Source organism: Pantoea alfalfae (assembly GCF_019880205.1).
Classification (GTDB): domain Bacteria; phylum Pseudomonadota; class Gammaproteobacteria; order Enterobacterales; family Enterobacteriaceae; genus Pantoea; species Pantoea alfalfae.
This window is the reverse complement of the sequence record NZ_CP082292.1, coordinates 2,470,896-2,496,551: the sequence shown is the minus strand read 5'-3', so window position 1 is coordinate 2,496,551 and position 25,656 is coordinate 2,470,896. Positions and strand designations below refer to the sequence as shown.

The 25,656-nt window shown below is 53.2% G+C and carries 29 protein-coding genes; 25 read left to right on the top strand and 4 right to left on the bottom strand.

What is annotated here, in order from left to right; genetic code table 11:
- Window positions 1-12: 12 nt before the first annotated feature.
- Window positions 13-600, bottom strand: coding sequence for a Maf family protein (locus K6R05_RS11650; RefSeq protein ID WP_161733778.1), 588 nt, complete (start codon window positions 598-600; stop codon window positions 13-15).
- Between the two features lie 140 nt (window positions 601-740).
- Between K6R05_RS11650 and yceD the strand changes: the two genes are divergently transcribed.
- The 14 genes from yceD to ptsG all read left to right on the top strand — a co-directional run bounded on the left by yceD (window position 741) and on the right by ptsG (window position 12,948).
- Entirely contained in the window at window positions 741-1,262 is a 522-nt protein-coding gene (yceD, locus tag K6R05_RS11645; protein WP_008925931.1) for a 23S rRNA accumulation protein YceD, read from the top strand.
- 14 nt (window positions 1,263-1,276) lie between these two features.
- The gene (rpmF, locus tag K6R05_RS11640) at window positions 1,277-1,447 is read left to right on the top strand and encodes a 50S ribosomal protein L32 (protein WP_003849870.1); all 171 of its coding nucleotides are present in this window, start codon (window positions 1,277-1,279) and stop codon (window positions 1,445-1,447) included.
- 25 nt (window positions 1,448-1,472) lie between these two features.
- The gene (gene plsX / locus K6R05_RS11635; RefSeq protein WP_161733776.1) at window positions 1,473-2,513 is read left to right on the top strand and encodes a phosphate acyltransferase PlsX; all 1,041 of its coding nucleotides are present in this window, start codon (window positions 1,473-1,475) and stop codon (window positions 2,511-2,513) included.
- Window positions 2,514-3,467 carry a beta-ketoacyl-ACP synthase III gene (locus K6R05_RS11630; RefSeq protein ID WP_161733774.1) on the top strand — a complete coding sequence of 318 codons (954 nt, stop codon included), beginning with the start codon at window positions 2,514-2,516 and terminating at the stop codon, window positions 3,465-3,467. It abuts the gene before it with no gap.
- 16 nt (window positions 3,468-3,483) lie between these two features.
- Window positions 3,484-4,416, top strand: coding sequence for an ACP S-malonyltransferase (fabD, locus tag K6R05_RS11625; protein WP_161733772.1), 933 nt, complete (start codon window positions 3,484-3,486; stop codon window positions 4,414-4,416).
- Window positions 4,417-4,426: 10 nt separating this feature from the next.
- Window positions 4,427-5,161, top strand: coding sequence for a 3-oxoacyl-ACP reductase FabG (gene fabG / locus K6R05_RS11620; RefSeq protein WP_013357455.1), 735 nt, complete (start codon window positions 4,427-4,429; stop codon window positions 5,159-5,161).
- 154 nt (window positions 5,162-5,315) lie between these two features.
- Window positions 5,316-5,552, top strand: a complete 237-nt coding sequence (gene acpP / locus K6R05_RS11615) for an acyl carrier protein (RefSeq protein ID WP_003849865.1) — start codon at window positions 5,316-5,318, stop codon at window positions 5,550-5,552.
- Window positions 5,553-5,636: 84 nt separating this feature from the next.
- Window positions 5,637-6,878, top strand: a complete 1,242-nt coding sequence (fabF, locus tag K6R05_RS11610; RefSeq protein ID WP_222924192.1) for a beta-ketoacyl-ACP synthase II — start codon at window positions 5,637-5,639, stop codon at window positions 6,876-6,878.
- Between the two features lie 91 nt (window positions 6,879-6,969).
- A complete protein-coding gene (gene pabC, locus K6R05_RS11605) occupies window positions 6,970-7,785 on the top strand; it encodes an aminodeoxychorismate lyase (RefSeq protein ID WP_161733768.1) in 816 nt (271 codons plus the stop codon).
- Window positions 7,782-8,801, top strand: coding sequence for a cell division protein YceG (gene yceG, locus K6R05_RS11600; protein ID WP_222924191.1), 1,020 nt, complete (start codon window positions 7,782-7,784; stop codon window positions 8,799-8,801). The genes pabC and yceG overlap by 4 nt, the downstream gene beginning before the upstream one ends.
- Window positions 8,791-9,423 carry a dTMP kinase gene (tmk, locus tag K6R05_RS11595; RefSeq protein WP_161733763.1) on the top strand — a complete coding sequence of 211 codons (633 nt, stop codon included), beginning with the start codon at window positions 8,791-8,793 and terminating at the stop codon, window positions 9,421-9,423. Before yceG ends, tmk begins: the two co-directional genes overlap by 11 nt.
- Window positions 9,423-10,412, top strand: a complete 990-nt coding sequence (gene holB / locus K6R05_RS11590) for a DNA polymerase III subunit delta' (protein WP_161733761.1) — start codon at window positions 9,423-9,425, stop codon at window positions 10,410-10,412. Before tmk ends, holB begins: the two co-directional genes overlap by 1 nt.
- An 18-nt stretch (window positions 10,413-10,430) precedes the next feature.
- Window positions 10,431-11,222, top strand: coding sequence for a metal-dependent hydrolase (locus tag K6R05_RS11585; protein WP_161733759.1), 792 nt, complete (start codon window positions 10,431-10,433; stop codon window positions 11,220-11,222).
- A 289-nt stretch (window positions 11,223-11,511) separates the two neighbouring features.
- A complete protein-coding gene (gene ptsG, locus K6R05_RS11580) occupies window positions 11,512-12,948 on the top strand; it encodes a PTS glucose transporter subunit IIBC (RefSeq protein ID WP_161733757.1) in 1,437 nt (478 codons plus the stop codon).
- Between the two features lie 53 nt (window positions 12,949-13,001).
- On the opposite strand, the gene bglB is transcribed toward ptsG, so the two are convergent.
- Both bglB and K6R05_RS11570 read right to left on the bottom strand, forming a co-directional pair.
- Window positions 13,002-14,141, bottom strand: a complete 1,140-nt coding sequence (gene bglB / locus K6R05_RS11575) for a beta-galactosidase BglB (RefSeq protein WP_222924190.1) — start codon at window positions 14,139-14,141, stop codon at window positions 13,002-13,004.
- A gap of 3 nt (window positions 14,142-14,144) precedes the next feature.
- Entirely contained in the window at window positions 14,145-15,743 is a 1,599-nt protein-coding gene (locus K6R05_RS11570) for an MFS transporter (RefSeq protein ID WP_161733753.1), read from the bottom strand.
- Between the two features lie 364 nt (window positions 15,744-16,107).
- Here K6R05_RS11570 and hinT point away from each other — a divergent pair, with 364 nt between their 5' ends.
- The 7 genes from hinT (at window position 16,108) to K6R05_RS11535 (ending at window position 21,431) form a co-directional block, all read left to right on the top strand.
- Window positions 16,108-16,458, top strand: coding sequence for a purine nucleoside phosphoramidase (gene hinT, locus K6R05_RS11565; protein ID WP_013357465.1), 351 nt, complete (start codon window positions 16,108-16,110; stop codon window positions 16,456-16,458).
- Window positions 16,459-16,478: 20 nt separating this feature from the next.
- On the top strand, window positions 16,479-16,847 hold the full coding sequence (locus K6R05_RS11560) for a YcfL family putative periplasmic lipoprotein (protein ID WP_033732268.1): 369 nt from the start codon (window positions 16,479-16,481) through the stop codon (window positions 16,845-16,847).
- Between the two features lie 11 nt (window positions 16,848-16,858).
- The gene (gene lpoB / locus K6R05_RS11555; protein WP_161733749.1) at window positions 16,859-17,452 is read left to right on the top strand and encodes a penicillin-binding protein activator LpoB; all 594 of its coding nucleotides are present in this window, start codon (window positions 16,859-16,861) and stop codon (window positions 17,450-17,452) included.
- Window positions 17,439-18,251: a thiamine kinase gene (gene thiK, locus K6R05_RS11550; protein WP_222924189.1), complete on the top strand. Its 813-nt coding sequence runs from the start codon at window positions 17,439-17,441 to the stop codon at window positions 18,249-18,251. The genes lpoB and thiK overlap by 14 nt, the downstream gene beginning before the upstream one ends.
- A gap of 39 nt (window positions 18,252-18,290) precedes the next feature.
- On the top strand, window positions 18,291-19,331 hold the full coding sequence (gene nagZ, locus K6R05_RS11545; protein ID WP_161733745.1) for a beta-N-acetylhexosaminidase: 1,041 nt from the start codon (window positions 18,291-18,293) through the stop codon (window positions 19,329-19,331).
- A 40-nt stretch (window positions 19,332-19,371) separates the two neighbouring features.
- A complete protein-coding gene (gene ycfP, locus K6R05_RS11540; RefSeq protein ID WP_222924188.1) occupies window positions 19,372-19,914 on the top strand; it encodes an alpha/beta hydrolase YcfP in 543 nt (180 codons plus the stop codon).
- A 212-nt stretch (window positions 19,915-20,126) separates the two neighbouring features.
- Window positions 20,127-21,431 (top strand): NAD(P)/FAD-dependent oxidoreductase, encoded by a 1,305-nt coding sequence (locus K6R05_RS11535; RefSeq protein WP_161733741.1) that lies wholly within the window; start codon window positions 20,127-20,129, stop codon window positions 21,429-21,431.
- A 170-nt stretch (window positions 21,432-21,601) separates the two neighbouring features.
- Here the strand turns inward: K6R05_RS11535 and K6R05_RS11530 are convergent, their stop codons facing one another.
- The gene (locus tag K6R05_RS11530; RefSeq protein ID WP_222924187.1) at window positions 21,602-21,835 is read right to left on the bottom strand and encodes a SymE family type I addiction module toxin; all 234 of its coding nucleotides are present in this window, start codon (window positions 21,833-21,835) and stop codon (window positions 21,602-21,604) included.
- 822 nt (window positions 21,836-22,657) lie between these two features.
- On the opposite strand from K6R05_RS11530, the gene K6R05_RS11525 reads away from it, so the two are divergent.
- The 4 genes from K6R05_RS11525 (at window position 22,658) to K6R05_RS11510 (ending at window position 25,537) form a co-directional block, all read left to right on the top strand.
- Entirely contained in the window at window positions 22,658-23,221 is a 564-nt protein-coding gene (locus K6R05_RS11525) for an Ail/Lom family outer membrane beta-barrel protein (RefSeq protein WP_222924186.1), read from the top strand.
- Window positions 23,222-23,805: 584 nt separating this feature from the next.
- Window positions 23,806-23,931 (top strand): DUF2569 family protein, encoded by a 126-nt coding sequence (locus tag K6R05_RS22395; RefSeq protein WP_222924185.1) that lies wholly within the window; start codon window positions 23,806-23,808, stop codon window positions 23,929-23,931.
- A gap of 118 nt (window positions 23,932-24,049) precedes the next feature.
- Window positions 24,050-24,589, top strand: coding sequence for a hypothetical protein (locus tag K6R05_RS11515; RefSeq protein ID WP_222924184.1), 540 nt, complete (start codon window positions 24,050-24,052; stop codon window positions 24,587-24,589).
- A gap of 405 nt (window positions 24,590-24,994) precedes the next feature.
- Window positions 24,995-25,537: a glycine zipper 2TM domain-containing protein gene (locus tag K6R05_RS11510; protein ID WP_033732285.1), complete on the top strand. Its 543-nt coding sequence runs from the start codon at window positions 24,995-24,997 to the stop codon at window positions 25,535-25,537.
- The last annotated feature ends 119 nt before the right edge of the window (window positions 25,538-25,656 follow it).

The following is a 25,656-nucleotide window of genomic DNA, read 5'->3' as shown; positions in this document are numbered from 1 at the left end:
CGTTCTCCGGCATCAGTCCGTTAAAGGGTTGATGCCGGCCTGCTGCAACATTCCGTTGAGTGCAATCAGCGGCAGCCCGACCAGCGTATTAGGATCGCGCCCCTCCAGCCGATCAAACAGACAAATTCCCAGACCTTCACTTTTAAAACTACCTGCACATTGCAGCGGCTGCTCCTTTTCCACATACCCGGCGATTTCAGCGTCCGTTAAGGAGCGGAAATGCACCACGAAGGGTTCGCAACACTGCAGCAGCCTGCCGCTGGCCGGATGAAAAAGAGCCAGCCCGGTGTAAAAGGTAATCGCCTGACCGCTGGCGACACGCAGTTGCGCCCGCGCATTCTCTGCCGTATGAGGCTTACCGGCGATCGCGCCATCCAGCACGCAGACCTGATCTGAGCCGATTATCCAGTGATCAGGCCAGGCTTTTGCCAGCGCCTGCGCTTTCGCTACAGCAAGACGGGTGACCAGCGCTTCGGCATTTTCACCGGGCTGCGGTGACTCATCCACCTCAGGCGCAGCGGTAATAAAAGGCAGGCCCAGCTTGCGCAGTAATGCCTGCCGAAAGGGCGAGGTTGAAGCTAAAAGAATTGATGGCGTCATTTTTTTTCAATAGTGATAGCGAATTGGTGACAGTCATTTTAAACTGTGCGCCGCACTGGATGCGAATAGTGGTTGAAAGATGCTGTTTAACGGCCTTTTTCTTTGACTCTATGACATTACAAAGTTAATATGCGCGCCCTATGCAAAAGGTAAAATTACCCCTAACGCTGGACCCTGTCCGCACCGCTCAGAAGCGCCTTGATTATCAGGGTGTCTACACATCTGTTCAGGTGGAGCGTGTGGCCGAGTCGGTCGTTAGTGTGGACAGTGATGTGGATTGTGCCATGTCGTTTGCGGTTGATAACCAACGTCTGGCGGTACTGACGGGTACTGCTGAAGTACAGGTGACGTTACGTTGTCAGCGCTGCAACCAGACCTTTCCCCATCACGTAAAAGTGAGTTATTGCTTCAGCCCTGTCTCTTCTGAAGAGCAGGCCGAGGCACTACCGGAAGCGTACGAGCCGGTCGATGTCAACGAGTTTGGTGAGATCGATCTGCTGGCGGTTGTCGAGGATGAACTGATTCTCGCGCTGCCGGTCGTTCCGGTGCACGATTCTGAACACTGTGAAGTGTCCGAGGCGGACATGGTCTTTGGCAAACTGCCTGCAGAGGCGGAGAAACCAAATCCATTTGCCGTATTAGCCAGTTTAAAGCGTAAGTAATAGGAGTAAGGTCCATGGCCGTACAACAGAATAAACCCACCCGTTCTAAGCGTGGTATGCGTCGTTCACACGATGCGCTGACCACTGCTGCTCTGTCAGTAGATAAAGTTTCTGGCGAAACTCATCTGCGTCACCACATCACTGCGGACGGTTACTACCGCGGTCGCAAGGTTATCGTTAAGTAAGTTTCTTGCTTAGCAAGGCGATACCTTGACACGTTTGACCCTGGCGATTGATGCCATGGGCGGGGACTTTGGTCCCTGCGTGACAGTGCCTGCAGCATTGCAGGCACTGGCCTCTCATACGGAACTATTCCTTCTTCTGGTCGGACATCCCGACACCCTCACGCCATTGCTTGCCAAAGCGGATTCCTCCCTGATGGGGCGTTTGCAGGTTATCCCTGCCGAATCGGTTATTGCAAGTGATGCGCGGCCCGCTCAGGCCATCCGGAACAGTCGCGGCAGTTCAATGCGCGTGGCACTGGAGATGGTTAAAGAGGGACGTGCACAGGCCTGCATCAGCGCTGGCAATACCGGTGCGCTGATGGGGCTGTCGACACTCTTATTAAAACCGCTGGATGGGATTAAGCGTCCTGCGCTGATGTCCGTTTTACCGCATCAGCAACAGGGTAAAACCGTGGTGCTGGATCTGGGTGCGAATGTGGGCTCAGACAGTGCGATGCTGGTGCAGTTTGCTGTGATGGGGTCGGTGATGGCTGAGCATGTGCTTGGTATTCCACGGCCCCGCGTCGCGTTGCTTAATATTGGTCACGAAGAGACCAAGGGGCTGGAAACCATCCGCGACGCCGCAGTAGTGCTGCGAGAATCACCGCAAATCAACTATATTGGTTACCTTGAAGGTAACGAACTGCTTACCGGTAAAACAGATGTGATGGTCTGTGACGGTTTTGTCGGAAACGTCACGCTGAAGACGATGGAAGGCGTGGTAAGAATGTTTCTTTCTCTGCTGAAGTCATCAGGGGAAAGTAAAAAACGGTCATGGTGGCTTCAGTTGCTGGGGCGCTTAATCCAGAAACGTCTGGCGAAGCGCTTCGGACAACTCAACCCTGACCAGTACAATGGCGCTTGTCTGTTAGGATTGCGCGGAACAGTGATCAAGAGTCACGGCGCAGCAAATCAACACGCCTTCGCCGTGGCGATAGAACAGGCAGAGCAGGCGGTGAGGCAGCAAATTCCCGAGCGAATTGCTGCGCGCCTTGATGCTGTATTAGCCAGGAGTGACAAAGCCTAGATGTATACCAAAATTATCGGTACGGGCAGTTATCTGCCCAGCCAGGTTCGCACCAATGCCGATCTGGAAAAAATGGTGGAGACGTCGGACGAGTGGATTGTTACCCGTACCGGCATCCGTGAGCGTCGCATTGCTGCGCCTGACGAAACCGTCGCCACCATGGGATTCAGCGCGGCGCAACGCGCGCTTGAAATGGCAGGCATTGACGCGAACGATGTTGGGCTGATTATTGTCGCCACAACGTCGTCCAGCCATGCTTTCCCCAGCTCCGCCTGCATGATCCAGCAAATGCTGGAAATCAAAGATTGCGCGGCCTTTGACCTTGCTGCTGCCTGTGCAGGTTTCACCTATGCACTGAGCGTAGCTGATCAATACATCAAAAATGGCGCGGTTAAGCATGCTCTGGTCATCGGCGCTGATGTCCTGGCACGCGCACTGGATCCGGACGATCGCGGCACCATCATTCTGTTTGGTGATGGCGCGGGTGCGGTCGTGCTGGGCCAGAGCGAAGAGCAGGGAATTATCTCTACCCATCTTCATGCTGATGGTCGCTATGCACAGCTTCTGACGCTGCCTTATCAGGATCGTGCCCATCAGGATCAGCCTGCCTATGTCACTATGGCAGGTAACGAAGTCTTCAAGGTTGCCGTCACCGAACTGGCCCACATCGTTGATGAAACGCTGCAGGCCAATAATCTCGATCGTGAAATGCTGGACTGGCTGGTACCGCATCAGGCTAACCTGCGCATTATCAGCGCTACCGCGAAAAAACTCGGTATGACCATGGATAAAGTGGTCGTCACACTGGATCGCCATGGCAATACCTCTGCTGCATCGGTGCCCAGCGCACTGGATGAAGCGGTGCGTGATGGCCGCATCAAACCCGGACACCTTATTCTGCTGGAAGCCTTTGGTGGTGGATTCACCTGGGGTTCTGCGCTGGTTCGCTTTTGATTGACAGGAACAGAAGATGACGCAATTTGCATTTGTTTTTCCGGGTCAGGGTTCACAGACTGTGGGCATGCTGACTGAATTAGCGGCGACGTATCCGCTGGTAGAAGGGACCTTCCGTGAAGCCTCTGACGCGCTGGGCTATGACTTGTGGCAGTTAGTGAGTCAGGGGCCGGCTGAAGAGCTGAACAAAACCTGGCAGACTCAGCCTGCACTGTTAGCCGCCTCTGTAGCAATCTACCGTGTCTGGCAGCAGCAGGGCGGTGAACAGCCTGTCCTGATGGCCGGTCATAGCCTGGGCGAATATTCGGCGCTGGTTTGTGCGGGTGTGCTTAACTTTGCGGATGCGGTGAAGCTGGTTGAACTGCGCGGCAAACTGATGCAGGAAGCGGTGCCAGAAGGCACCGGCGCAATGCAGGCAATTATTGGCCTGGATGACGCGGCTATCCGTAAAGCGTGTGAAGAAAGCGCGCAGGGCCAGGTCGTTTCACCGGTTAACTTCAACTCGCCGGGCCAGGTGGTTATTGCGGGTAACAAAGAAGCCGTTGAACGTGCGGGTGCTGCCTGTAAAGCTGCGGGCGCTAAGCGTGCTCTTCCGCTGCCGGTCAGCGTGCCTTCTCACTGCGCACTGATGAAGCCCGCTGCCGATAAACTGGCCGTTGCCCTGGAAAGCATTACCTTTAATGCCCCTGCAGTACCGGTGATCAATAACGTCGATGTGAAAGCGGAAACTGACGCTGCGGCCATCCGTCATGCGCTGGTTCGTCAGCTCTACAGCCCGGTTCGCTGGACCGAGAGCGTGGAAGCGATGGCGGCACAGGGCGTGACACAACTACTGGAGATGGGTCCAGGTAAAGTCCTGACCGGTCTGACTAAACGTATTGTCGATACCCTGACAGCGGCTGCCGTTAACGATACGACATCCCTGACGGCTGCACTCGGTAAGGAATAAGAGGAAAATCATGAGCTTTGAAGGTAAAGTTGCGCTGGTTACCGGCGCGAGTCGCGGCATTGGTCGTGCGATTGCAGAAACACTGGCGGCACGTGGTGCCAAAGTGGTAGGAACTGCAACCAGCCAGAGTGGCGCCGATGCCATCAGTGCTTACCTTGGCGACAAGGGTAAAGGCCTGTTACTGAACGTGACTGACGCTGATTCAATTAACAGCGTTTTAGAGAATATTCGCGCTGAATTTGGCGAAGTGGATATTTTAGTCAATAATGCAGGCATTACGCGTGATAATCTTCTCATGCGCATGAAGGACGATGAGTGGCAGGATATCCTGGATACTAACCTCACATCGGTATTCCGCCTTTCTAAGGCGGTCCTGCGTGCCATGATGAAAAAGCGCGTGGGCCGTATCATCACCATTGGTTCCGTTGTTGGCACCATGGGTAACGCGGGCCAGGCAAACTACGCAGCAGCAAAGGCGGGTTTGATTGGCTTTAGCAAATCACTGGCGCGCGAAATCGCGTCACGTGGCATTACCGTCAACGTCGTGGCTCCAGGCTTTATTGAGACTGACATGACGCGGGCACTGAACGAAGATCAACGTTCCGGTATTTTGGCGGAAGTCCCTGCGGGTCGCTTAGGCGATGCACAGGAAATCGCCAATGCTGTGGCATTTTTAGCCTCTGACGAAGCAGCCTACATCACAGGTGAAACGCTGCACGTCAATGGCGGAATGTACATGGTCTGATAAATCACGAAATCATTTGCTTTATTTGCGGTTAAAACCGCAAAATAACGCAAAATCGTGGTTCGACCAGCCGGGATTTTGTTGCATCTTTTTCACCATTTTATACACTACGAAAACCATCGCGTAAGCGAGTTTTGATAGGAAATTAAATAGTATGAGCGATATCGAACAACGCGTTAAGAAAATCATCAGTGAGCAGCTGGGTGTGAAAGAGGAAGAAGTCACCAACTCTGCATCTTTCGTAGAAGACCTGGGTGCCGATTCTCTTGATACCGTTGAGCTGGTGATGGCTCTGGAAGAAGAGTTTGATACTGAGATTCCAGACGAAGAAGCTGAGAAAATCACTACCGTTCAGGCAGCGATCGACTACATCAATAGCCATAAAGGCTAATGAATATCTTCAGGCGGTCGCTCGACCGCCTGATTTTTTGTTTGTCCAACATAGTTCCCTATTTCCCCTCCCTGGAGGACGAACGTGTCTAAGCGTCGTGTAGTTGTGACTGGTCTTGGCATGTTGTCTCCTGTCGGCAATACCGTAGAGTCTACCTGGAGTGCTCTCCTTGCCGGTCAGAGCGGCATTACCCTGATCGACCATTTTGATACCAGTGCTTATGCAACCCGTTTTGCAGGTCTGGTAAGAGATTTTAATTGTGATGACTACATCTCGCGCAAAGATCAGCGCAAGATGGATGCCTTCATCCAGTACGGCATTGTGGCCGGTATGCAGGCCATGCAGGACAGCGGTCTGGTTATTACCGATGAAAATGCAAGCCGTATGGGCGCAGCAATTGGCTCCGGTATCGGTGGCTTAGGTCTGATTGAAGAGAATCATACCTCACTGGTCAACGGCGGCCCGCGTAAAATCAGCCCATTCTTTGTGCCTTCAACCATCGTTAACATGGTGGCGGGTCATCTCAGCATCATGTATGGCCTGAAAGGTCCAAGCATCTCTATCGCGACAGCCTGTACCTCTGGTGTGCATAACATCGGTCATGCCGCACGTATCATCGCCTATAACGATGCTGACGTGATGCTGGCGGGTGGCACAGAGAAGGCCAGCACGCCATTAGGCGTCGGTGGATTTGGTGCAGCACGCGCCCTTTCAACCCGTAACGATAACCCGCAAGCGGCCAGCCGCCCGTGGGATAAAGATCGTGACGGTTTTGTGCTGGGTGACGGCGCTGGCATTGTGGTGCTCGAAGAGTACGAACATGCGAAGAAACGTGGTGCGAAAATCTACGCAGAAATCGTAGGTTTTGGTATGAGTAGCGATGCCTACCACATGACTTCACCACCAGAAGATGGCTCAGGTGCAGCGGCGGCCATGATCAATGCGCTGCGTGATGCTCAGCTTACGCCAGAGCAGATTGGCTACGTCAACGCGCACGGTACCTCCACGCCAGCCGGTGATAAAGCGGAAGCGCAGGCGGTGAAATCGGTCTTTGGGGCAGCAGCCAGCAGTGTCATGGTCAGCTCAACCAAATCAATGACCGGACACTTACTGGGTGCCGCAGGCGCTGTTGAATCAATTTACTCGATTCTGGCACTGCGCGACCAGGCCATCCCACCGACCATTAACCTGGACAATCCGGATGAAGGCTGCGATCTCGACTTCGTGCCGCACACCGCGCGTCAGGTTCCCGGTCTGGAGTACACCCTGTGTAACTCCTTTGGTTTCGGTGGAACCAACGGTTCGTTGATCTTCCGTAAAGTGTAATCGTTGCAGATTGTTAAAAAGGCCCGCGATGCGGGCCTTTTTTTATCCTGCAGAATGCGCTGAAATCACGGGTCACGCTCAGGAGAGAACCATGTGGATTAACGGATTCAAACAATCGACGCTGGCCGCCAGCGACCGCGGCCTGCAGTTTGGGGATGGCTGTTTTACTACCGCTGCTGTGCGCGAGGGGAAAATCGTGCTGCTGGAAAGCCACATCCAGCGCCTCAAAGCGGGCTGCGAGCGGTTATGGATTGGCGGCGTCGACTGGGATCAGCTTGAGGCTGAGATGAGTCAGGCCGCGCATGAGCAGGCGCAGGCGGTGCTGAAAGTGATTATCAGCGCGGGCAGCGGCGGACGGGGTTACAGCCGGCGCGGCTGTGGTGAACCCACCCGGGTCGTTTTGCTGGCGCCCTGGCCGCTACACTACGCCGATTTACGGCAGCGGGGAGCTTTACTCCGGCTGAGTCCGATTCGTCTGGCGCGAAACCCGCAGTTTGCCGGTATCAAGCACCTTAACCGGCTGGAACAGGTGATGATTCGGGCTCATCTTGACCAGACAGACGCTGACGAGGCGCTGGTGCTTGACACTGAAGGTTGGGTGGTGGAATGCTGTGCGGCCAATTTATTCTGGCGGCAGGGCGGGCAAATTTTTACGCCTGATATCTCCGCGTCAGGCGTGGATGGCATTATGCGGCGAAGTCTGATGGCGCAACTTGCAGCAGCAGGTCAGGCTTGTCAGGTGATAAAAAGCGAACCGGCACAGCTGCTGGCCGCTGATGAAGTGGTGATATGTAACGCGCTGATGCCGGTTCTGCCGGTCCGACAGATAGAAGCCGTACAGTTTACTGAGCGCTCGCTGTTTAATCAGTTGCACGCAGGCTGTAAAAAGATAATGGATGCATCATGATTCGAAGCAAAAAAATTCTCGTCAGCCTGCTGGCGATTGTGGGTCTCGCGGCTGCGCTGAGTTACTGGCAGGTTAAGCAGTTTGCGGCTACCCCGTTGACCATTAAGCAGGAAACAATCTACACATTGCCAGCCGGTACGGGCCGGGTCGCGCTCCAGGCACAGCTGGAAGAGAAAAACATCATTCCACACAGTATCTGGTTTGGCGCGCTGCTGCGTCTGGAGCCGGAGCTGGCGACCTTTAAAGCGGGCACCTATCGCCTTGAACCGGCCATGACCGTGCGCGCGCTGTTACAGCTGCTGGCCAGTGGTAAAGAGGCGCAGTTCCCTTTACGGTTTGTGGAGGGGCAGCGGCTGAAAGAGTGGCTCAATGAGCTGCGTAAAGCGCCCTATATCCGTCACACTCTGAAAGATGATCAGTTCGCCACGCTTGCCAGCGCACTCAACGTGGAGCCTGAGCAACTGGAGGGCAACTTCTTCCCGGACACGTATCTCTACACCGCCAATACGACCGATATGGCGCTGCTGCAACGCGCGCATGAGCGGATGAAGAAAACCATCGATGAGGTCTGGCAGGGACGGGCGGATAATCTGCCGTACAAAACGCCACAGGATCTGGTGACCCTGGCCTCGATCATTGAGAAAGAGACCGGCGTCAGCGAAGAGCGGGCGCGCGTGGCCTCGGTGTTTATCAATCGCCTGCGCACAGGTATGCGTTTACAAACCGATCCCACGGTGATCTACGGCATGGGTGACAGCTATAACGGTACGCTGACCCGCAAAGATCTTGAGACGGCGAGCGCGTACAATACCTATATCATTAATGGTCTGCCGCCGGGACCGATCGCGATGCCGGGCAAAGCCTCACTGCAGGCAGCGGCCCATCCCGAGAAAACGAACTATCTCTACTTTGTTGCAGACGGCAAGGGCGGACATACGTTTACCACCAACCTCGCCAGCCATAATAAGGCGGTGCAGGTCTACCGGCAGACGCTAAAGGAAAAAAATGAACAGTAAGTTTATCGTCATCGAAGGCCTGGAAGGCGCCGGAAAAACCACCGCACGCGACGCCATCGTCGCTACACTGCGCGCTCGTGGCATTAGTGATCTGGTTTTTACCCGTGAGCCTGGCGGTACGCCGCTCGCAGAACAGCTCAGGGTGTTAGTCAAGCAGGGCATTGAGGGTGAGCAGGTGACGGATAAAGCCGAACTGCTGATGCTCTATGCGGCGCGGGTTCAGCTGGTGGAGACCGTAATCAAACCGGCACTGGCTCGCGGTGCATGGGTAATTGGCGATCGTCACGATCTCTCCTCTCAGGCTTATCAGGGTGGTGGCCGTGGTCTGGACAGCGAACTGATGCAGACGCTGCGAGATGCAGTCCTGGGCGATTTCCGTCCCGATCTGACGCTCTATCTTGATGTCACGCCTGAAATCGGCCTGCAGCGCGCCCGTGCGCGCGGTGAGCTGGATCGCATCGAGCAGGAGTCGCTGCGCTTCTTTGAACGTACCCGTACACGCTATCTGGCGCTGGCCGCAGACGATCCCACTATCCTGACTATCGATGCAACTCAGTCACTGACCGAGGTGACAGCGTCACTTCAGATGGCGCTGGACAGCTGGCTGGCGGAGCAGATGTGATGAACTGGTATCCGTGGCTGAATCAGCCTTATCGCCAGGTGATTGGCCAGCATCAGGAGAATCGCGCGCATCATGCGCTATTGATCCAGGCGATGGCTGGGATGGGCGATGACGCGCTGGTCTGGGGGATGAGCCGCTGGCTGATGTGCCAGCAGCCGGATGGACTGAAAAGTTGTGGAGCGTGCCACGGTTGCCAGCTGATGCAGGCTAACACGCATCCTGACTGGTATCGGTTAGAGGCGGAGAAGGGCAAAAGTACCCTGGGCATCGACGCGGTGCGGCAGGTGACAGAAAAAATGTATCACTTTGGTCAGCAGGGCGGCGCGAAAGTAGTCTGGCTGCCGGATGCCGCGCAGCTTTCGGAAGCGGCGGCCAACGCCCTGCTGAAAACGCTGGAAGAGCCGCCAGCCAACAGTTGGTTCTTCCTCAGCAGTCGCGATCCGTCACGTCTGCTGGCCACGCTGCGCAGTCGCTGTATGACGCTGCATCTGACGCCGCCCGATGAAGGACAAAGTCTGCTCTGGCTGAAAAAGCAGTCCTCGCACGATGAAAAGATGCTGCTGGCGGCGCTACGCCTCAGCGCAGGTGCGCCGGGCGCGGCGCTCAGCCTGCTGGAAAACGGGCCGTGGCAGGCGCGGCAAAAGCTTTGCGATGCGCTGCCCGCGGCATTGCAGCAGGACATCCTGCAACTGCTGCCTGCGCTGAATGCTGACGATGCGGCAGCACGTATCGGCTGGCTGCTCTCTTTACTGCTGGATGCGATGAAATGGCAGCAAAATGCAGGTCAGTGGCTGAGTAATATTGACCGTCAGGATGTGGTGCAGTTGCTGGCCGGATACTTTTCAGCCAGCGCGCTCAACAGCAGTACCCTGGCATGGATGCGCTGTCGCGAGCAGTTACTGCATATAGCGTCAGTGAATCGCGAATTATTGCTGACCGATCAGCTTCTGAGCTGGGCGGACAAACAGAAGCCCGCGCAGGTGTGCTAAACCTATCTGAGAGTAATTATGTTCATTGTGGATTCCCATTGCCATCTTGATGGCCTGGACTATGAAAAGAACCATCGTGACCTGGATGATGTGATCGCCAAAGCGGCGGCACGTGATGTGAAATTTATGCTGGCCATCGCCACCACGCTGCCGGGTTTCCATACCCTGAAGAGCCTGGTCGGCGATCGGAAAAATATTGCGCTCTCCTGCGGCGTGCATCCGCTGAATCAGGAAGAGGCCTATGACGTTGAGGCGTTTCGCCAGCTCTCTGCCGATCCTCGGGTCGTCGCGCTCGGTGAAACCGGGCTGGATTATCATTATCAGCCTGAGACAAAAGATCAGCAGCAGCGCTCGTTCCGGGAACATATCCGTACCGGGATTGCACTGAATAAACCGATCATTGTCCACACGCGTGATGCGCGCGAAGATACGCTGGCGATTCTGCGCGAAGAGCAGGTGGAACGCTGTGGCGGTGTGCTGCACTGTTTCACTGAGGATCAGCCCACCGCAGCTAAGCTGCTCGATATGGGCTTTTATATCTCCTTTTCCGGTATCGTCACGTTCCGTAATGCAGAACAGTTACGCGAAGCGGCGCGTTATGTGCCGCTGGACCGGATGCTGGTCGAAACGGATTCACCTTATCTGGCGCCAGTGCCGTATCGTGGTAAAGAGAATCAGCCTGCTTACACACGCGATGTTGCCGATTACCTGGCGGTACTGAAAGGGGTCGATGTGGAAACGCTGGCCGCCGCTACCACGCAAAACTTCTCAACGCTGTTCCATATCCCGATGAGCCAGCTTGGCGCGTGATCGGCTTTTATTTCAGCCTCTGTAATTAATCTGTAACCTGCCTGCATGACCCTGTTTTTTCAGACAGGGTCAGCTTTTTATCGTCAATTACCGATGCGCTTCAGTGAGAAATTTCGTAAAGTGCGCCTCTGTAATTGTCGAAACGTGATAGCCATCAAAGTAACAAAACGGGATTTATTTTACCCTTCGTAATAAATCAAAAGGCGGTCACCGCCAGCCCGGCAAAGAATCCTCCCTCTTTGCCACGCGCACTGCGCAAATATGCACTCATACTCAGGAGCTTCACGCTATGTTCAAAAATGCTTTTGCCAACCTTCAAAAGGTCGGTAAATCGCTGATGCTGCCGGTATCGGTTCTGCCGATTGCCGGTATTTTGTTAGGGGTCGGTTCAGCCAATTTCAGCTGGTTACCTGCAGTGGTTTCGCATGTAATGGCAGAAGCGGGTGGATCGGTGTTCGCCAACATGCCGCTGATTTTTGCTATCGGTGTGGCGCTGGGCTTTACCAATAACGATGGCGTTTCGGCGCTGGCAGCAGTGGTTGCCTATGGCATCATGGTGAAAACCCTGGCGGTGGTTGCGCCGCTGGTGCTGCATATGCCTGCGGCAGAGATTGAGGCTAAACACCTCGCCGACACCGGGGTTCTGGGCGGCATTATCGCGGGCTCCATCGCCGCTTACATGTTTAACCGCTTTTATCGCATTAAGCTGCCGGAATATCTGGGCTTCTTTGCAGGTAAACGCTTTGTGCCGATTATTTCCGGTCTGGCAGCTATCATTCTCGGCGTGCTGCTCTCCTTTATCTGGCCACCGATAGGTTCTGCGATTCAGGAGTTCTCACAGTGGGCTGCCTATCAGAACCCGGTTGTCGCCTTTGGTATTTATGGCGTAATCGAACGTGCGTTAGTGCCGTTTGGTCTGCATCACATCTGGAACGTTCCTTTCCAGATGCAGATTGGTGAATACACCAATGCGGCAGGTCAGGTGTTCCACGGTGATATCCCACGCTATATGGCGGGTGACCCGACCGCAGGTAAACTTTCTGGCGGCTTCCTGTTCAAAATGTACGGTCTGCCAGCGGCAGCGATTGCTATCTGGCATTCAGCGAAGCCTGAAAATCGCGCTAAAGTGGGCGGTATAATGATCTCCGCCGCACTGACCGCATTCCTGACCGGTATCACCGAACCGATTGAATTCTCATTCATGTTCGTGGCACCGATCCTGTATGTGATCCATGCGCTGCTGGCGGGTCTGGCATTCCCAATCTGTATCCTGCTTGGGATGCGTGATGGCACCAGCTTCTCACACGGTCTGATCGACTTTATCGTACTGAGCGGCAACAGCAGCAAAATCTGGCTGTTCCCGATTGTTGGTATCATCTATGGTCTGGTTTACTACACCGTGTTCCGTGTACTGATCGCGAAGCTGGATCTGAAAACGCCTGGCCGTGAAGAGAGCAGCAGCAGTGAGCAATCTACCGCGACCGGTACCGAGATGGCGGGCAAGCTGGTGGCGGCGTTTGGTGGTAAAGAGAACATCACTAACCTGGATGCCTGTATCACTCGTTTACGCGTCAGCGTCGCCGATGTGGCGAAAGTGGATCAGACTGAACTTAAAAACCTCGGCGCCCGTGGCGTAGTGGTTGCCGGTTCCGGCGTTCAGGCAATTTTCGGGACTAAATCCGATAACCTGAAAACCGATATGGATGATTACATCCGCAGCATGTAATGATTCAGCGATATGAAAAAGCCCCGCTTAGCGGGGCTTTTTTTTGGCATGTGTTACAGGTAAACGCGCAGATACTCAGTCAGGCAGAGCAGGGCCATTGCCTGACCATAGGGCATCGAGGTGAGAGGAACCGTGCGGTAGTAGTCCAGATCACTGCCCATCGCGGTACCAAAGGAAACCTGTTTCAGCTCGCCATCGTCATCGATATTCGCAATCATGCCGCGCAACGCTTTTTCCGCTACCTCACGGTACTCAGCAGGGAGATAGCGCTTGCGAACCCCTTTCAGAATGCCATAGGCAAATCCTGCCGTGGCGGAGGCTTCCGGGTAGCTGTCTGGATCATCGAGCAGGGTATGCCACAAGCCGCTGCTGTGCTGACAGGCCTTTAACGCTTTGACCTGTGTCTCCAGCACCTGCTGCAGGAAGCGGCGGGTAGCGTGATGCTCAGGCCAGTTCATCATCTCCAGGAAGTCAGGAATCACAATCGTTACCCAGCTGTTGCCACGAGCCCAGCGTGCATCAGCAAAGTTATGGCGGCCATCGAAGTTCCAGCCGTGGAACCATAAGCCGGTTTCGCAATCCATCAGATACTGGGTGTGCAGCAGGAACTGATAGCTCGCTTCTTCCACCCACTCGTCGCGTTTCAGCAACTGGCCGATTTTGGCCAGCGCCATTACGCTCATCATCAGCGTATCGTCCCAGAGCTGCTGTGTGTTTTCATTGTTATAGACGATGTGCTGCAGGCCGCCCTGTTCGGTGCGCGGCATTTCATACATGACCCACTCAGCCCAGCGCTCAAGCACCGGCATCCAGGCCGGGTTACCGGTCTCTTCATAACGGTAAGCCAGCGTCAGAAAAGGACAAACGGTATTCACATTTTTGGTCGGCGTTCCTTCCGCCAGACGCTCAGTGAACCACTCATCAATGATCGCCAGCGTCTGCTGATCGCCGGTTTGCTGATAGTAGTGCAACATGCCATACAGACCGATGCCATGCGTCCATTCCCAACCCGCCCAGCCTTTGGTATCAATCACCCGGCTATCGTCCAGCCGTAATAAAAATTCGCCTGTTTCATCGGTGATGTTAACCAGATTTTGTGTCAGCTTTTGAATCAGCTGTACCAGTTCGCTGCGTGGCAGCAGATGCTCAGGTTGGCACAATAATTTGCTGTGTTTAACGGGAAATACAGTCATGGTTTATTCCTGTCGTTTTAAGGTCGGGTTTATAGAAGGGTGTAAAGAGGGGTGCGCGGACAATTTTTCCGGCGCTGGCTTATTACGGTTAAGAAAGCCAATGTTATTGTTGCCCCACAGATTTTCGTAAGGCATGCCTGCCAGCGTTTCAACTACCCCACGTGCTTCCGGGGTGATGCTTTCCGGCACGATGCGGTCCGCTTCGCGCATTTTCAGCGTCTCCTGGCGCAGGACAGTATGGGTCTGTAGATTAAGTTTAAAGCGCAGCGACACAATAAAGCCGCAGGCCAGAACGGCCACTGTACCGATACTCAGGATCGCCAGGATAGTGTGGCTGACGCCGGGTAGCTGGGTCGCCTGGCCAGAGACAAAACCAGAGAGCTGCAGTACGATACCGACCAGCATGACGGCACCAGCCTGCGACGCTTTACGTGTCAGGGTCATAATGCCGGCAAAAATGCCTTCACGGCGCTGACCGGTGATGGCCTCATCGACATCTGCGATATAGGTATAAGTGTTCCATGGCACATAATTAATGCCGCCACGTCCCAGGCCTGCCAGGGCAGAGATCGCTAACAGCAGGGACATGTTGTCGTTCATGCCGGCATACCACAATCCGGCATAGGAGAGCGACGCCAGGCCAAACAGGATAGCCACCAGACGGTAGGCAGGTGCAGGCCCCATGCGGATACAGAGCGGGATCATCGCCATCACGGCAATAAACTGCAGCACTGCCATGGTGCCCATCAGACTGGAGGCAACCTGGGCACTCTGCATCAGCACAAAGACCACATACCAGGTAAAGACGGCATTAAAAACATCCTGGGCAATGTAGCCGCCGAGGTACATGCCAAGGTGCTGGCGGAAGATGCGGATACGTAAAGTTGAGGCCAGCTCAACGTACAGCCGTTTAAGATTCTGCATCAGCGTCAGCTGCTGTTTTTCCTGTTCAGCACGCCGCGACTCGGCAGAGAAATCATCCGGGTGACGCTCCCAGGTAAAGCACCACACCAGCGTCAGCACCAGCGCGCAGATTACCGAGAACACCAGGCTGGCGTAGAAGAAGGAGAGAGGATTATCTTTGCCCAGCATACCCAGCAAAATACCGGGTAAAAAGGCGGCCAGAATGGCCGATAGCTGAGCCAGGCCGATACGGGCACCGGAGAAGCGGGTTTTCTGTTTGAAATCGTCGGTCATTTCCGGCACCAGCGTTTCATACGGCACCAGGATCATGGTGTAGACGATATCAAACAGCAGGTAAGTGCAGAGATACCACCAGAAACTCATGTCGCTGACCCACATCAGGCTATAACTGAATACACAGGGTATGCCGAGCAGGATAAAGAATTTGCGGCGGCCAAAGCGTTTGCCCAGCCAGGTCGAACCGAAGTTATCGGTCAGAAAGCCCATCAGCGGACTGACTATCGCATCCAGCACGCGGGCAGCGGCAAAGATCAGCGTAGCCTGAATCGGGGTTAACCCACAAAAGGTGGTGTAAAAATAGAGCAACCAGGCGGCGGTCAGCGCCGTGGTACCTGCTCCAAGAAAATCTCCGGAACCGTAGGCCAGATAGTGGCCAAGACCAATTTTACGTGAGCGCATGTCTGATGCTCCTTGATGTTTATGGCGGTTTATCCCTGGTGACGCCGGTCATCTCACCCGGACTGGTTAGCAAAGTAGAACTGACGGGGCGGCTAAACCTTCGCAATTTGGCAAGTGCTGGCGCTGAAGTGGCAGTCATACAAAGAAAAGGGTGGCGAAATTCTAATTTATAAAACAGCGTTTCATTTTATGGTGTGGCAGCGGCGTTGCCGGCATTCTGAACAGGGTGCGGGTCACGGAGAGAGGGTGCTGCTGCAAAGGCAGGCGAACAATGCAAGAAAAGTGGTCCTGAGGTTGAAAGAAAACAAATTTCTCCCGCATACTGATTGATTAAGACTCAGGCTAAAGCTAAAGGAATTGCACCATGGCAGAAGAAACCATTTTTAGTAAAATTATCCGCCGCGAAATCCCCGCTGATGTGGTTTATCAGGATGAGCTGGTCACTGCCTTTCGCGACATTTCGCCCAAAGCCCCGACCCATATTTTAATCGTGCCGAATGTGCTGATCCCAACGGTCAACGAGGCGGAAGCGGCGCATGAGCATGCGCTGGGACGTATGTTTACTACCGCGGCGAAAATCGCGCGTCAGGAAGGTATCGATCAAAATGGTTATCGGCTGATTGTGAACTGCAATCAACATGGTGGTCAGGAGGTCTATCACATCCATATGCATCTGCTGGGCGGCGAACCGCTAGGCCCGATGCTCTCTGACTGACCTGATAACGGAAAAATGCTATGCGATCCTGGCTGACTGGCCTGCCGATCCTGCTCTGCCTGACGGCCTGCAGCAGTGAAAAACCGATGATCAATACGTCACAGTCGCTGGTGATGGAGTCCTCTGTGTTGTCGGCAGGGATCATTACCGATGAACCGACGCTGGATGAGAACGATGGACTGAAGCGTGCCACCAGCGTGCTCTATAATCAGCGCGAAACACCGGTTGTTGTGCACTATCGTTACTACTGGTATGACGACAAAGGGCTGGAAATCACCCCGCAGGAACCGGCGCAGACCGTTACCGTTCCGGCGCAGGGCAGCATTGTCGCCACCTCGCAGCTGGGTAACCTGACTGCCAGCAAGGTTCGTCTTTATCTCTATCTTTAAGGATTTTCTACGTGATACGCAGTGTTAATCGTACCGGAGCGCTCCTGATGGCGCTCATTCTGACCGGCTGTGTGGTGAAACAGCAGCAGCCTGCACCGGTTGAACCGACTCAACCTGTGGAGCCGGTGCAGCCCGTTCCACAACCTGAACCGGTGCCGCAACCACAGCCAGTGCCGCAACCACCGAAACTGGTCACTATCAACTGGGATGCCAGCGTTCAGCCGCTGGTGGCGCAGATGTTACAGGCCGCCAGCGCCGAGCCGGGCAGCGTGTTGCTGGTAGACCGCATCAAAAACAGTACCAATGGCGCGCTGCAAAGCGAAAAAGCGACAGCGGCTATCCAGAATGCGCTGAACAACAACGGCAAATTCACGCTGGTTTCTGCCGATCAACTGGCGCAGGCTAAGCAGACGCTGGGATTATCGCCGGATGACAGCCTGAACTCGCGCAGTAAAGCGATTGGCCTGGCGCGTAACGTTAATGCTCAGTATGTGCTTTACAGCAACGCGCGAGGCGATGTCAAAGCGCCGACGCTGCAGATGCAGCTGATGCTGGTTCAGACAGGCGAGATCATCTGGTCCGGCAACGGCATTGCACAGAATTAATTCCGTCTTTCAGCGGGTAATTCAGCAGGTTACCGGCGAGCCAGATAAGGTATCAACTATCCCGCTGGCCGGTCTGACCGGGCACAGCCAGAAGATTGTCAGCCCGCGCGGAACCTTTATCGCGCGGGCGGCACCGCAACCGACTATTCCGTTTGTGGATCGGCAGCGCGAATTCCGTCTGTTACGCAAATTGCAAGACAGCGGACTGGCACCGCAGCCCGTGGCAGGGCATCGTCAGGGGATTATCCTGACCTGGTGCGCAGGCGAAGCGCTGGATGAACACTGCTTCAGCCAGCAGCGTCCACAGATCGTGGCACTCCTGCGGCAGCTACATCAGCAGCCGCTGACCGGCTATCGTCTGCAGTTGTTGCCGCTGTTATGGCGCTACTGGCAGCTCACGCCACAGCGGCATCACCGCTGGTTGCGGGCGCTCAGGCGTCTGACGCAGCAGGGTGAACCCCAGCCGCTGAGGCTGGCTCCGCTGCACATGGATCTGCATGCCGGCAATGTCATACAAGGTCCCGAAGGTCTGCGTCTGATCGACTGGGAGTATGCCGCCGATGGCGACGTGGCGCTGGAGCTGGCGGCTGTCTGTGCCAGCGATCCGCAGCACCATGCTGACTGGCTGGCAGAGTACGCCGCAGCGATGCAACTGCCTCTTCCCGCGCTGGTGCAGCAGGTCAGACGCTGGCAACCCTGGCTGCGTCTGCTGATGGCCAGCTGGTATCAGCTGCGTGCCGGTCAGGGTGACGATGAAACATTACACCAGCTGGCCCGACAGAGCTGGGAACAGATTTAATCGCGTTACGCAGGTGCGTTTCGCTACAGGATTCAGGTTATGAGATCAGATTTACCCGGCCCTCTGATGCTCGACGTCGAGGGTTATGAACTGGATGGCGAAGAACGCGACATCCTGCAGCATCCGCTGGTGGGCGGCTTAATTTTATTTGCCCGAAACTATCACGACCCGGCTCAGCTGGCAGAGCTGGTGCGACAGATCCGCGCCGCCTCTCACACCCGGCTGGTGGTGGCGGTGGATCAGGAGGGCGGTCGCGTGCAGCGTTTCCGTGACGGCTTTACCCAACTGCCTGCCATGCAATCCTTTGCGGCACTTCACGATGCAGAAACCGCTGGCGAAATGGCGCAGCAGGCGGGCTGGCAGATGGCGGCCGAGATGATTGCCATGGATATCGACATCAGCTTCGCGCCGGTACTCGATATTGGTCATATCAGCGCCGCGATTGGCGATCGTTCTTTCCATGCCGATCCGGCGATTGCTCTGGCTGTTGCCCGCCGCTTTATTGCGGGGATGCACGAGGCGGGCATGAAGACGACCGGCAAACATTTCCCGGGACATGGCGCGGTCAGCGCTGATTCGCATAAAGAGACGCCACGCGATCCACGCGATGAAAAAACGCTGCGTGAGCACGACATGGCGATTTTCAGCAGGCTGATTACCGAGCAGGCACTGGATGCGATTATGCCTGCACATGTCATCTACACCGACGTTGATCCGCTGCCCGCCAGTGGTTCGCCCTACTGGCTTAAAACTGTGCTGCGCGAACAGTTGGGCTTCGACGGCGTGATTTTCTCCGACGATCTCTCAATGGAAGGCGCCGCTGTAATGGGCAGCTATCCTGAGCGCGCGCAGCAATCCCTTTCTGCCGGTTGTGACATGATTCTGGTCTGCAATCAGCGGCAGGGTGCTATCAGTGTGCTGGATAACCTGATCCCGGTCGGGTCAGAGCGGATTACGCAGCTGTATCATCAGGGCAGGTTTACCCGCGATGAACTGCAGGCTACGCATCGCTGGAAAAATAATGCCCAGCAACTGAGTGCACTTCAGGAACGCTGGCTGGCTCACAAAGCGTCGTGGTAGGCAGTGACTGCCCGGCGCTATCACTAACCTGAGGATTATTATGATCATCTATCTGCACGGTTTTGATTCCAGTAGTCCGGGCAATCACGAAAAGGTGCTGCAACTGCAATTTATCGATCCAGACGTCAGGTTGATCAGTTACAGCACCCGTCATCCTAAACATGACATGCAATTTCTGCTGAAAGAGACCGATAAAATGCTGACGCTGTCCGACGACGACCGCCCGCTGATTTGTGGCGTCGGGCTGGGCGGTTTCTGGTCAGAGCGCATCGGTTTTCTGTGCGGTATCCGGCAGGCGATCTTCAATCCCAACCTCTTTCCGCAGGAGAATATGGAGGGGAAGATCGACCGGCCAGAAGAGTACCAGGACATCGCCACGAAATGCGTCAGCGATTTTCGCGAACGCAATCGTGACCGCTGTCTGACTTTTCTCTCCCGTCAGGATGAGGCACTGGACAGCCAGCGCACCGCCGACCAGCTGCATCCCTTCTATGAAATCGTCTGGGACGAGACTGAGGGGCATAAGTTCAAAAATATATCCCCACATCTTCAGCGGATAAAAGCTTTCAAAACATCAGGTTAAGCCGGACAGGCACCGCAAGGTGCCTGTTTTCATTACGTAATTATCCGAGTTTTATTTCCCCGCTTTGATGTATATCAATATTCTTATGTTCTCCTCTTCCCGCCATGTTATTCTGCCAGCAGATTGCGATTTTAACTTCGCCAACCCTATGTTTCTTAAGGTTTAATTTAACCTTTGGTTAACTTTTGGTTCACAATTTGAGGGGGTCTTTGTTGACTACGTCTGTTAAGAGAATTGTTATTGTTGGAGGGGGAGCGGGCGGCCTGGAAATGGCAACGCAGCTGGGCCATAAACTGGGTCGTAAAAAGAAGGCCGAGATTATCCTGGTGGACCGTAACCACAGCCATCTGTGGAAACCGCTGCTGCACGAAGTCGCTACCGGTTCGATGGATGAAGGGATTGATGCGCTGAGCTATCTTGCTCATGCCCGCAATCACGGTTTTGAGTTCCAGCTCGGTTCGCTCACCGACATCGATCGCAGCCGCAAAGTAATCCGTCTGGCAGAAGTGCTGAATGCGCAGGGTGAAGTGCTGGTGCCACAGCGTGAAGTGGCCTACGACCAGCTGGTAATGGCGCTGGGCAGCACCTCAAACGATTTCGGCACGCCGGGCGTCAAAGATCACTGTATCTTCCTGGATAACCCGCATCAGGCGCGTCGTTTCCATAATGAGATGCTTAACCTGTTCCTGAAATTCTCCGCCAGCGAAGGCAGGGTCGAAAAAGTCAACATCGCCATCGTGGGTGGCGGCGCAACGGGCGTTGAGCTGTCAGCGGAGCTGCATAATGCGGTCAAACAGCTGCACAGCTACGGATTTAAAGGTTTGGGACGCGAAGCGCTGAACGTGACGCTGGTCGAAGCGGGCGAACGTATTCTGCCTGCACTGCCACCGCGCATCTCAGCTGCGGCGCATCAGGAGCTGACCAAACTGGGCGTGCGCGTTCTGACGCAGACCATGGTTACCAGCGCTGAGCAGAATGGCCTGAATACCAAAGGCGGTGAGTTTATTGAAGCCGATCTGATGGTCTGGGCGGCGGGCATTAAAGCGCCGGACTTCCTGAAAGAGATTGGCGGACTGGAAACCAACCGCATCAATCAGCTGGTGGTAAAGGAGACGCTGCAGACCACGCTGGATGATGACATCTACGCGATTGGCGACTGCGCCTCCTGTGCCTTGCCGGGCGGCGGATTTGTACCACCGCGCGCCCAGTCAGCGCACCAGATGGCCTCACGCGCCATGGACAATATCCTTGCTCAGCGCCAGGGCAAACCGCTGAAGGCTTATGTCTACAAAGATCATGGCTCGCTGGTGTCGCTCTCCCGCTTCAGTACGGTCGGCAGCCTGATGGGCAACCTGATGCGCGGTTCAATGATGGTAGAAGGGCGCATAGCGCGCTTTGTCTACATCTCTCTCTATCGTATGCACCAGATAGCACTGCATGGCTATTTTAAAACCGGCCTGATGATGCTGGTCGGCAGTATTAACCGGGTTATCCGCCCGCGGCTTAAGCTGCACTAAGCAACAGCAATAACGCTGGCTAATTAATGCTAAGCCTCCTCGATTCTGAGGGGGCTTTTTTATGCCCTTGAGGGGCACACATTAAGACAAATTAAACTTCAGTTTTCTGTATGATGATTAATAAGAAATCCCGGACTTAATGCCGGGATTTTTCTTTACAGGTCAGTCAATTATCCTTCATTCGCCAGCCGGATGATCAACTGTCCCGGCCCGGTGATCACCTCGATCTTCTGCCCGGTCGTAAATCCCAGCGCTTCCAGCCAGCGGCCTTTAATGGTGAGCTGCGGCAGTGGGTTCGGCTGGCCCCTATTAGGCCGGTATCCCACTCTGTAATAATGTGCTCGCGATTCACCAGCGGCGGTTGTGGACGTGCGGGTCCCTGACTTATGATGCGTGTCAGCCATAATTAACTCCCAATCAGTTAGTTGTGGTCAGCGGGCTGTTGGTGTTCCACCACCTTCAGCCCGCGCTAAAAAATCTCTCGTTATGTGCTTCCTGTTCCGTTTTTACCTGTTTAAATATACACCTCCTGCCACGTAAACTCGCTGAAAGCTGAGTAATAAATTGCGAGCTATCTCTGAAAACCAGATAGTTTTTCTCCGGTCTGGCTTTCGTTCATTTTTTCTTCGCAGTCAGCTTGAGGGTAACGCTTTTTGGGAAAATACAGGTATTATTTTTCCGAATGCTTTCATTTATTCAGAGGGGTTTAAATAGAACTGTAACTTAGTCTTTTAATGGGTTGTGGGTATACAGGTCAGTTAATAATCTGCGTTAATGGATTGTATAAGGCCGGATAATTTTCTGGATGTATGTGCCGAAATGGTTTCCAGGGATTTTTGCTTTTTTATGGCAACTCGGTCTTGATACCTCTAATTCTTTTTGGTCTAATAATGCCATTAAGGATTGATTGGTAATTAACCGCGAGAATGATTCCTGTGGTTAAATTCTTTACTTAACCTAAATTAAATGGCCGAAGTTCCATTTAATAAGGCTGGCGTTTAAGTTTCACATTGACTCAGGCCAGCCTGTTTTAAAAAATCCGGGTATGAATAGATGCTCTCCGACCGATCTGAACATCAGGCGCGGAGCGCTACATGAAATTCCTGTCCGATACAGATGGATTGATAAAAACTCTATCCTGTCCGTCGGGTATTGGTGATTCAGGGAGCGAAGTCCTGCATTAAGCGCAGGGAAATAATGTTAAATTATGAAAAGGAATTAATTACATGACCTCTAAAATGACGATGCTGGCATTACTGTGTGGCGGTCTTCTCGTGGGCAGCAATGCGCTAGCTGATAATCACACTGTCTCTATCGGCTATGCTCAAAGTAAAGTTGAAGACTTCAAAAACATTCGCGGTGTCAATGTTCAGTATCGCTATGAATGGAATTCTCCTCTCAGTGTGATTGGCTCATTCAGCTACATGAAAGGCGATGAAAGTTTTTCTGAGCGAGAAGATTTTTATGGCGATGTCAGCGGATATGATGGAAAAACCAAAGTGAAATATTACTCACTGATGGCAGGTCCTGCATATCGCATCAATGACTACATCAGCTTCTATGGATTAATTGGTGTTGCCCATACCAAAGTGGATGAGAACGTGACTTATCCCGGAGTCTACTCCGAAGAATATAGCGAAAATAAAACCTCTTTTGCCTATGGCGCTGGCGTTGTCGTGAATCCTATCAGCAACCTCTCTGTGAGTGTTGGCTATGAAGGTACTCGCGTAAAATATAACGAAGATGTTGCCATCAATGGTTTTAACATCGGCATCGGATACCGTTTCTGATTCAACGCTAAAAACCGCAACCCTGGTCATCTGGTCAGGGTTGTTTTTTTGCACTCTGGAAAGGACCGTTTTTTATAAAGGTCGAATCAGGCAGTTCTTCGATACATTTAAAATAGTACCTGATCCTGTCTGACCAAAGACGTCGATCTTCTGAATTAACCGGTTTGAATTTTGTTAAAACAAAGAAAAACAATTAAAGCTTCAGGGGGCGAGAATGTTATGCATTAAATGTCAGGAAGCAGAAGAGAATAAATAATCAGGCTTTTGTGATAATTGTGAAAAAAAAGAAGAGGGCAGGATTAATGGTTTATTATATCTGCCAGCTTTAGGCTTGATTATTGGTTTTTTTTACGATGCTGTATAATGATTTTTGTATTGTTTTGTTGATTGCCAACACTTATCAGAAACAAGGTGTGGTTAATAGTTTTAGTGTTTTATTATTAGCGCTGTCCATTATTAATGCTCCCGTAACAGTGCTGGCTTGCTGGTTCTTCTTTAGGAAGAAAGTAAAAACCAGATACGTGATGATAACGTAATATTTATACGGTCTTATCTTTGCGAGTTTTTGCACGCTTTATCCTGCTTTGGTTTTTCACGTAAACCTTACGCAGCCTGCTATCAATATGCTGGCTCGGGCCTTAATCAGTTGTCTGATATGGGTACCATACTTTATTTTTTCCAGCAGGATTAATAAAGTCTTTGTGCATTAATACGGTCAATATTTTTTTGTCACAAAATAAACGATGTGTAACGCAACACCCGCCTCGTTATAGTACCAATAAAATAACCAGTTCCAGTCTGTGTCAGTTAAATTAAGGATAATAAAGAATGGCTGCAAAAATTTTGATCACCGGATTGATAGCACTATTATTGAGTGGCTGCACGGCAGGTTTCAGACCTTCACTGGATGATTATAAAGGACAGGATGCGGCCCGGATCCGCGTCGCTTCAGAGGGCAATACGGCTCTTCAGTTCTTTGAAAAGCAGGGTTCAGGTTGCTATAAAAAAGTACTGGAACGCCGTATTACTTCTGGCTTTGCCATTCTGGTTATCCCTGTCACAGGGAATAAACGAATAGGTATGCCAGCCTCATCTGATAATAATGGTGCTTTCATCAATGAGTTCACCCTGAAGCCGGGACAAATGATTCGGGTCATCCACTACTGGACTAAGACTGGGTACTATCAGAACACTCAAAAATCTGCCACTGTTGAATTTATTCCTCAGGCTAACGATGATTACGATATCGTGGTCAGAGGCTCTGAATATTCAGGCGATAGCGTTTCAATCAAAAATCTCACCCCAAACGGCATCGTTGTGGGCTGGGGCGAGGTGAAGGAATGCCCGTCAGAGAGTATTTTTGATTAGTCTCCTTTTTCTTCCTTCCTGAAGCCTGGGTGCTTCAGGAAGGAATATGCCCGATGACGGCATCCAGTGAACATGCTTACAGGTAGCGCTGAAAAGGCCGCTGCCAGAACAGACAGTCAGCGTCTGCATAACGCTTGAGATAAATTTATCCAGTTGATTTAATTAGTTAAATTTTTTTATTAAATCGACACCAGCAACAACTCCCTTCACCTCAGAACTCTCCTAAAAACTGGTCCTGATAGCAAAGTGACCAATTTCCTCCATTTATCTGATGTTGCATTTTCGGTCCATCTGTAAAACTTCATCTCAACAAACACGGCGCGTCGCGCACGCCGGTTATACCTCAGTCAATGAGGATGCTTTAACAGCAGGATTGCGCGGTAACACTTTCAGGAGGAACTTCCTGTGAATAAATCAATGTTAGCGGGTATCGGTATTGGTGTGGCAGCAGCGCTGGGTGTTGCCGCCGTAGCAGGCATGAACGTGTTTGATCGCGGTCCTCAATACGCTCAGGTACTGGCTGCAACGCCAATCAAAGAGAGCATCAGACAGCCACGTCAGGAGTGCCGTAATGTCACACTGACTCACCGTCGGGCCGTACAGGATGAGAACCGTCTTGCTGGCTCTGTATTAGGTGCAGTGGCAGGTGGAGTTCTCGGTCACCAGTTCGGTGGCGGTCGCGGTAAGGATGTCGCGACAGTAGCAGGTGCGTTGGCAGGCGGTTATGCGGGTAATCAGGTCCAGGGCGGACTGCAGGATCGTGATACCTACACCACAACCGAACAGCGCTGTAAAACAGTGTATGACAAACAAGAGAAAAAACTGGGATATGACGTGACCTATAAAATAGGCGATCAGCAGGGTAAAATCCGTATGGAGAACGACCCCGGCACGCGTATTCCATTGGATCGCAATGGTCAGCTGATTCTCAACGGTGACCAGGCGTAATTGGGCAAAGCTTTGCCGCACTGGCGGCCACACAGCACGACGTAATGAAAAAGGCGCATCTCAAAGATGCGCCTTTTTTATCGCCATTTTCCCGCACTTTACCGATTAGCTCAGCAAAG